This window comes from Streptomyces sp. (assembly GCF_031178505.1).
Classification (GTDB): domain Bacteria; phylum Actinomycetota; class Actinomycetes; order Streptomycetales; family Streptomycetaceae; genus Streptomyces; species Streptomyces gulbargensis.
Map to the genome: position 1 here is coordinate 1 of NZ_JAPSIW010000329.1, position 7,255 is coordinate 7,255.

General features: G+C 75.7%; 5 protein-coding genes. 4 read left to right on the top strand and 1 reads right to left on the bottom strand.

Going from position 1 to position 7,255, the window contains the following annotated elements; translation table 11 throughout:
• Positions 1-186: 186 nt before the first annotated feature.
• Both RIF68_RS20835 and RIF68_RS20840 read left to right on the top strand, forming a co-directional pair.
• The gene (locus tag RIF68_RS20835; protein ID WP_309052800.1) at positions 187-2,964 is read left to right on the top strand and encodes an alpha/beta fold hydrolase; all 2,778 of its coding nucleotides are present in this window, start codon (positions 187-189) and stop codon (positions 2,962-2,964) included.
• Positions 2,961-3,893: an ABC transporter permease gene (locus RIF68_RS20840; protein ID WP_309052801.1), complete on the top strand. Its 933-nt coding sequence runs from the start codon at positions 2,961-2,963 to the stop codon at positions 3,891-3,893. The genes RIF68_RS20835 and RIF68_RS20840 overlap by 4 nt, the downstream gene beginning before the upstream one ends.
• Before the next feature lie 111 nt (positions 3,894-4,004).
• On the opposite strand, the gene RIF68_RS20845 is transcribed toward RIF68_RS20840, so the two are convergent.
• Positions 4,005-4,724, bottom strand: a complete 720-nt coding sequence (locus RIF68_RS20845; RefSeq protein WP_309052802.1) for a DNA-binding response regulator — start codon at positions 4,722-4,724, stop codon at positions 4,005-4,007.
• A gap of 316 nt (positions 4,725-5,040) precedes the next feature.
• On the opposite strand from RIF68_RS20845, the gene RIF68_RS20850 reads away from it, so the two are divergent.
• Positions 5,041-6,726, top strand: coding sequence for a von Willebrand factor type A domain-containing protein (locus RIF68_RS20850; protein ID WP_309052803.1), 1,686 nt, complete (start codon positions 5,041-5,043; stop codon positions 6,724-6,726).
• Between the two features lie 62 nt (positions 6,727-6,788).
• The coding region (locus tag RIF68_RS20855) for an anthrone oxygenase family protein (protein ID WP_309052804.1) at positions 6,789-7,255 on the top strand (467 nt) is incomplete at its 3' end.

A 7,255-nucleotide genomic window follows, 5' to 3' on the forward strand; every position in this document is an offset into this window, starting at 1 on the left:
CCGTCCCTCGGCGCCGTCACCCGGACAGGGCGACGCACCGGGCCGCCCCCCGCCCCCCTGGGGCGCCGGCCGCACCGGCGTACCGCGACCGCGGTACGCCGGTGCGGCCGCGTCCACCCCGAGGAGGCCGCGGAACTCCGCCCCCGGACAGCCGCGCCGCCCCCGGGCGGCGCCTAGGCTCGTCCCATGCGAATCCGACTTCCCCGGTGGGGCCCCTCCCGGTGGGCCGCCGTCACCGCCGTCCTCGCCGTCCTCGCCGGCGCCGGCACCTGGACCGCCGTGGCCACGGACGAAGCGCCGCCCGTGCACCGCGCGGACCGGGCGCTCGACATGGACGGGGTGCGCATCGACACCTCGTACTTCACCGGGGGAGGTGCCGGCCGGCGCCCCGCCGTGCTCCTCGGCCACGGCTTCGGCGGCTCCAAGGAGGACGTCCGGGCCCAGGCCGAACGGCTCGCCCGCGACGGGTACGCCGTGCTCACCTGGTCCGCCCGCGGGTTCGGCGCCTCCACCGGCCGGATCGGACTCAACGACCCCGACCACGAGGTCCGGGACGTCCGGAAACTGATCGACTGGCTCGCCGCCCGGCCCGAGGTCCTCCTCGACGCTCCCGGCGACCCGCGCGTCGGCGTCACCGGCGCCTCCTACGGCGGCGCGATCTCCCTGCTCGCCGCCGGCCACGACCCGCGCGTCGACGCCATCGCGCCGCAGATCACCTACTGGAACCTGGCCGACGCCCTCCTGCCGAACGGCGTCTACAAGAAGCTCTGGGCCGGGATCTTCTTCTCGGCGGGCACCACCCCCGCCGGGCCGCCCGCCGTTCCCGCGCGCCCGGCCGACCCGGCCACCCCGCCCGCCGGGCAGGCGGATCCGGAAGCCGCCCCGGGCGGCGCCGCGGCCCCAACGGCCGCCGGCACCCCGGGCGCCGCCGCGGGGCAGGCCGACGCCTGCGGCCGGTTCACCGCCGAACTGTGCGCCCTCCAGCGGCGCGTCGCCGTCTCCGGCACCCCGGACGCCGCCGCCCGCGCCCTCCTGGAAGCCCGCAGCCCGTCCGCCGTCGGCTCCCGCATCAAGGCGCCCGCGCTCATCGTCCAAGGACAGAGCGACTCCCTCTTCACCCTGGACCAGGCCGACGCCATGGCCCGCACCCTCACCGCCAACGGCGCCCCCGTCGCCGTCGACTGGATCGCGGGCGGCCACGACGGCGGAGACCGCGAGACCGACCGTGTCGAACGGCGCGTCACCACCTGGTTCGACCGCTGGCTGAAGCGCGACACCTCCGTCGACACCGGCCCCGCCTTCCGGGTCAGCCGCACCGGGGGCGTCGACTCCACCGACGGGCAGGCCACCCTGCGCGCGGCCACCGCCGACCGCTACCCGGGCCTCGCCGCCGGGGTCCGCGCCGTCCCGCTCACCGGGGCGCCCCGGCCCTTCACCAACCCGGCGGGCGCCGCCCCGCCGGCCGTCTCCGCCGTCCCCGGCCTCGGCGGCGGGCTCTCGGGCCTCTCCTCCCTCGGCGTCGGCGTCGCCCTCGACTTCCCCGGCCAGCACGCCCGCTTCGACGCCGCCCCGCAACGAGAACCGCTCCGCGTCACCGGTGCGCCGACCGTCCGCGTCAAGGTCACCTCCACCGCCCCCGACGGCTCCGCCGTCCTCTTCGCCAAGGTGTACGACGTCGGGCCCGACGGACGGCAGCAGATCCTCCCGGCCCAGCTCGTCACCCCCGTCCGGGTCGAGGACGCCGCACGCGGCCGGAGCCTCACCCTGACCCTCCCGGCGATCGACCACGAGGTGGAGGCCGGCCACCGGCTGCGGCTGGTCCTGGCCGCCACCGACCTCGGCTACGCCTCGCCGGTCGTGCCCGCCACGTACACCGTCGCCGTCGAGAGCCCCCTCGCCGTCCCGACCGCACCCGCTGTCGACACCCAGGCGGCCGTGCTGCCCTGGTGGGTGTGGGGCCTGCCGCTCCTCGGCCTGGCCGTCGCCGTGGCGCTGCTGCTCACCGCCCGCCGCAGGACCGCCGCTCCCGCCCCCGACCCGGACCTCGCGGCCGTGCCGCTGCGGATCACCGGCCTGTCGAAGAAGTACGCGGGCGGTGACCGGTACAGCGTCCGTGAGCTCTCCTTCGGCGCCGAACAGGGCCAGGTCCTCGGCCTCCTCGGACCGAACGGCGCGGGGAAGACCACCACCCTGCGCATGCTCATGGGGCTGATCACCCCCGACGAGGGCGAGATCAGGATCTTCGGCCAGGCCGTCCGGCCCGGCGCCCCCGTCCTCTCCCGGGTCGGCGCCTTCGTCGAGGGCGCCGGCTTCCTGCCCCACCTGTCGGGGCGGGAGAACCTGGAGCTGTACTGGAAGGCCACCGGCCGTCCCGCCGAGGACGCCCATGTGGACGAGGCCCTGCGCATCGCCAACCTGGGCGGCGCGCTCGAACGGGCCGTGCGCACCTACTCGCAGGGCATGCGCCAGCGCCTCGCCATCGCCCAGGCCATGCTCGGCCTGCCGGACCTGCTCATCCTGGACGAGCCGACCAACGGACTCGACCCGCCGCAGATCCGCGAGATGCGGGAGGTGATGATCCGTTACGCGGCCGGCGGGCGCACGGTCATCGTCTCCAGCCACCTCCTCGCGGAGGTGGAGCAGACCTGCACCCACCTCGTCGTCATGGACCGCGGCCGGCTCGTCCAGGCCGGGCCCGTCGCCGAGATCACCGGCTCCGGCTCCACCCTGCTGGTCACCCTCGGCGGGGACGTCCCCGACGCGCTGGTCGAGAAGATCGCCGCCCTGCCCGGCGTCGGCTCGGCCACCCGCGCCGACGGCGGACTCCTCGTCCGTCTCGACGGCACCGACGCGACCGCGCTCATCGGTGAACTCGTCCGCCTGGACGTGCCGGTGACCGGTGTCGGACCCCACCGGCGCCTCGAAGACGCCTTCCTGACCCTGATCGAAGGAGGAGCCGCATGAGCAGCGCCCCCGGCCCCCTCACCGACCCGGCCGGCCCGGGTCACTCCGCCGGTGCCCACGCGACCGGTACCGGCCCCGGCCCCGCGGAGGCCGCGCCCGGCTACCGGGCCGGCCGCACCCTGCCCCTGCGCGTCGAGGCCCTGCGCCAGTGGAAACGCCGCCGCACCCTCGTCATGGGCGGGGTGCTCGCCGCCCTCCCCTTCGTCCTCATCGTCGCCTTCGCCATCGGCCGCCCGGACGGCGAGGGACCGGACAACCGCGTCACCCTGATGGACACGGCGACCGCCTCGGGCGCCAACTTCGCCGCGACCTGCCTCTTCGTCTCGGCCGGATTTCTCCTCGTCATCCCGGTCGCCCTCTTCTGCGGGGACACGGTCGCCTCCGAGGCCGGCTGGTCCTCGCTGCGCTACCTCCTGGCCGCACCCGTCCCCCGGTCCCGGCTGCTCGCCTCCAAACTGGCCGTCGCCCTCCTCTACAGCGCGGCCGCGATGCTCCTCCTGCCGCTCGTCGCCCTCGCCGCCGGCACGGTCGCCTACGGCTGGGGCCCGCTCCGGCTGCCGACCGGCGGTTCCCTGCCCGCGACCGACGCCCTGCTGCGGCTCGCCCTCGCGGTGGCCTTCGTCTTCGTCTCCCAACTGGTCACGGCCGGACTCGCGTTCTGGCTCTCCACCCGCACCGACGCCCCGCTCGGCGCGGTCGGCGGAGCTGTCGGGCTCACCATCGTCGGCAACGTCCTCGACGCGGTCACCGCCCTCGGCGACTGGCGCGACTTCCTGCCCGCGCACTGGCAGTTCGCCTGGATCGACGCCCTCCAGCCGCAACTGGAGTGGGGCGGCATGGTCAAGGGAGCCGCGATCTCCGTGACCTTCGCCCTGGTCCTCTTCGCCCTCGCCTTCCGCGGCTTCGCCCGCAAGGACATCGTGTCCTGACGGCAGTCCGGCGTCCCGGGGCCGGCCCTGGACGGGACCCGCCGCCCGCCCTCCCCGGCACGGCGGCCACCCCCGCGCCGGGCGGGGTCACGGCGCCCACCCCCTCCGCGCTCACAGCCAGCCTCTCCGAGCCGCTTCCGCACCCGCGCGGAAGCGGCTCGTCGTCCCCAGAGCTGCCATCAACTCGCCCACCCTGCGGCTGTAGGTGCGCGCCGACATACCGAGCCGGGCCGCCGCCGTCTCGTCCGTCACACCGGAGACGAGCGCTTCCAGGACCGGCCGCAGCTGTGGGGGCGGCTCCCGTGACGGGGACGGACGCGGCCGTACGTACGCCGGGTCCTCGGCCGCCGCCCAGCTGAGGTGATGCACCCGGACCAGGGCGTGCACCACCACCGGGTCCCGGATGAGCAACAGCCCGTTGTACAGCAGCTCCAGGTCGAGCGGGACCGCCGCCACCGTCCGGTCGACCAGGATCATCTTGAACGGGATCGCCTCGGCCAGACGGGCCCGGCCCGGGACCGGCGGCCCGTCCTCCAGCCGGGGCAGCGCGTGCCGGGGAACGATCCGCCGCACCTCGCCGGCCCGCTCCGCCGCCGCCCGCATGCACGCTCCCGCCAGCTCCAGGAACGGCTCGGGGATGGCACAGTCCGCGGAGGCCACCGGGTCGTCGAAGGTCAGCAGCTCGTGCCGGGTGGAGGCGGCCAGCCCGGCGAGCACGGCACTGATCCGCCGCGCGCCCCGGACCGGGCGCCCCGCGGGCCGCTGTCCCTCGGTCGCGGCCCGGTTCATCGCCGACCGGGCGAGCATCACGGAGCCCGCACTCTCTGCCACCGCTGACCACCCCCGACCGATCGATGTCCACTCCATGTACGCATGTGACTGCACACGGTGACAACCCCTGTTGAAAACTATGGCGAATCCATGCCACCCCGGCCTGTCCCCCTCGCCGTTGCCACATCGAGATCCATCCGCAACTCCGTCGACGGCTCCGCCCCGGCCTCCCGTTCGTCACAGTCACACGAGCCACCAGAAGTCAGGGGGAGACCAGATGGACCGAACCGAACGGACGACAGGGACGACAGGGACGGCGGGGACGGTGGAGACGGCGGGGGCGACAGGGACGACGGGTGCGGCTGGGACGACGGGGATGACAGGGGCGGCGGGAGCGGCTGGGACGGCGCCGGCGAGGACCGGGGAGCGGGGAGACCCCCCGCCGGCCTCCCGCCGCACCCCCCGCACCCCCCGCACCCCCCGTGCCCGGCGCGCCGCCACCCTGCTCGCGGCGCTGCTCGCGACCGGCCTGGCCCTGTCCGGCTGCGCCGCGGACGGCACGGCGCCCACGACGAGCGACGGCCACCGCGCCCCGCTGGTGCCCGGCGGCGGCAAGGGCCCCGCCGGCACGGCCGCCCCCGACGGCGCCTCCCCGCACCCGGAGGGCGAACAGCGCGGGCCGAGCCACGCGCCCGACCACCTGTCCACCTTCGCCCTGGACGTCGACACCGCCTCGTACGGCTACGCCCGCCGCACCCTCGCCGAGGGGCGGCTGCCCGCCCCGGCGACCGTGCGCCCCGAGGAGTTCGTCAACAGCTTCCGCCCCGACTACCCGCGCCCGGCCGACGACGGCTTCAGCGTCACCCTCGACGGGGCTCGCGGCGACGCCGACGGCTGGTCCCTGGTCCGGGTCGGGCTCGCCACGCGCGGCACGGACCCGCGGGGTCCGCGCCCGCCCGCCGCCCTGACCTTCGTCGTCGACGTCTCCGGATCGATGCGCGAGCCGGGCCGCCTCGACCTCGTCAAGCGGTCCCTGCGGCTGCTCGTCGGCGAACTCCGCGACGACGACGCGGTCGCGCTGGTCACCTTCAGCGCCGAGGCCGAGACCCGGCTGCCCATGACGCGCGTCGGAGAGGCCCGCGAACGCATCGGCGACCTGGTGGACTCCCTGGAGATCGGCGCCTCGACCAACGTCGAGGCGGGTGTCCGCACCGGCTACGACGTCGCCGCCGAGGGCCACCGTGAGGGCGCCACCAACCGGGTCGTCCTGCTCTCCGACGCCCTCGCCAACACCGGCGAGACCGGAGCCGAGGCGATCCTCGCCCGGATCGACGAGGAGCGCAGGACGCACGGCATCACCCTCTTCGGCGTCGGCGTCGGCAGCGACTACGGCGACGACCTGATGGAACGCCTCGCCGACAAGGGCGACGGCCACACCACGTACGTCTCCACCGACGAGCAGGCCCGCAAGGTCTTCGTCGACCAACTGCCCGCCCAGGTCGAACTGCGCGCCCGCGACGCCAAGGCGCAGGTCGCCTTCGAGCGGGCGACCGTGGAGAAGTTCCGGCTGATCGGCTACGAGAACCGGGAGGTCGCCGACGAGGACTTCCGCGACGACCGGGTGGACGGCGGCGAGATCGGCGCGGGCCACACCGTCACGGCCCTCTACGCGGTCAAGACCCGGCCCGGCGCCTCCGGACGGGTCGCCACCGCCACCGTCCGCTGGCTCGACCCCGAAAGCCGGCAGCCGCGCGAGCGCTCCGGCACCGTGGAGACCGGCGCCCTCACCGCCGGCATCTGGGGCCCCGGCCATGACAGCCTGCAAGTGACCGCCGTCGCCGCGTACTTCGCGGACGCCCTGCGCGGCGGGGACCTGCCGGGCGCACCGGGCCTCGCCACGCTCGCGGAGCGGGCCGACGCCATCGCCGCGCGCTCCGGCTCGGCCGTGGTGCGCGAGCTGGCCGAGGCCGTGCGGCAGGCGGCGCGGCTGCGTGCCCCCGAGTCTGCCGGTGAAGGCGGTACCGGCGAAGGGGAGTTGCGGTCGGGCGACCCGTACGCCTGACCTACTCCCTGGTGCGTACAGGTATCCGGTGCGTCCGGTGGCCGAGGCGGCATCATGAGGCCATGCCCTCCCTGCTGCTCGCCCTCGCCGTCGGATGCGCCGGTCTCTACGCCGGGTTCATGCTCATCTTCGCGACCGGCGTCATGCCCGCGCTGGCCCGGCTGGCCGACGCGGAGTTCGTCACGGTGATGCGCCGGATCAACGAGTACGTCCCGAGGCCCCTGTTCCTCGCCGTCTTCCTCGGCGCGGTCGCCTTCCCGCTCGCCGCGTTCCTCGTCCCGGCGGAGGGCCGGACCGACATCCAGAAGTGGCTGGTCCTCGCGGGGCTCGTCTGCGCGGCCCTCAACCACGCCGTCACCCTCGGCGGAAACGTCCCGCTCAACACCGCGCTGGCGGCCTCGGAGGCGGCGGGCGGGGACCCGGCCGCCGCCCGCGCCGGCTTCGAACGCCGCTGGAACACCTTCCACCGCGTGCGTACCGCGCTGATCACGCTCGCCTCCGGACTCCTCACCGCGGCGGCCGTGCTCTA